A 911-nucleotide genomic window follows, 5' to 3' on the forward strand; every position below is an offset into this window, starting at 1 on the left:
CGACTAACGGGAGGATTGTTTTTGCTCGTGCCACATCATGTTGATTCTTAACACCATCAGCCGCAGGTGAGCGGCGCACTATCGGCCATGCCCCAGCGCGGCCAGATTCATTTAAATCTCCTTTGCACGACGCAGCCGAGCCATTTCTCAATCGAACCGCAAAACGTATTGGTGTGCCTTTGGCTCAAACTCAAACACCTCGGCAGTCCTTTTAGTATCTAAGGGTTTTCCATTCTGTTGGTCAACAGAACACGCATACCGGTTGGACGTCACCAACCGGATGAGTTCTGACGTTCCGTCGCCGTAAAGGTTACGGAACACGAGCTCGACTTCCTGATCATGGAACTCGCTGTGCATTGACCAACTTAAGCCGCTGCATCGGAACGTTTCATACAGCTTTCCACCGCTGAGGGTCAACACAACAAGTGACTCGGCGTGAAAGCCAGTTCCGGAGGCATCCAGAACGCTCACGACCGCGCTATCACCTTGGGTCAAAACGGAGGCGTTGGTTATGTATGCGTATAGGCCCTTAAGCTCTCTGGCATGGAGAAGTCTACCGCCCGAGTCGAACACACCAACTGCGCCCGTCGTTGAGGTCGGCGGGCCGCCAAATACGTAACAGAGCCAGCGCGCTTCTCTAGAGGCGCCATCAACTATGGGTACGACGTTGGCGACATCGTAGATGAAGGAGTCGCCAACGTGAACAGTCGCCAGAATTGCTTTAGCAAGGGTGTCACAATCGAGGCCCCTCCGGGATTTGTCGACGAGGCATGATACGAGGCATGCAGAAGTGAGGCAAAGGCACGTGATGGCGGCTAGGCTTCTGAGAGTGGGCATGGCAGGCTAGCGGTTGGGTGGTTTCCAGCCCGGGGGCACTGGCTTGGTTTGTTCTTTGCACTTGTAAATGTCCA

Annotated in this window: 1 protein-coding gene; it reads right to left on the reverse strand. The window is 54.4% G+C overall.

Annotated elements, in window-relative coordinates; translation table 11 throughout:
* Positions 1–147: 147 nt before the first annotated feature.
* A complete protein-coding gene (locus tag G4L39_RS06935) occupies positions 148–837 on the reverse strand; it encodes a hypothetical protein (RefSeq protein ID WP_165106969.1) in 690 nt (229 codons plus the stop codon).
* Between the last annotated feature and the right edge of the window lie 74 nt (positions 838–911).

The organism is Limisphaera ngatamarikiensis (assembly GCF_011044775.1).
Lineage (GTDB): Bacteria > Verrucomicrobiota > Verrucomicrobiia > Limisphaerales > Limisphaeraceae > Limisphaera > Limisphaera ngatamarikiensis.

Bases quoted from the DNA above. Each gene is read 5' to 3' on its own strand.
- G4L39_RS06935 (WP_165106969.1), bottom strand. From the start codon at position 837: ATGCCCACTCTCAGAAGCCTAGCCGCCATCACGTGCCTTTGCCTCACT.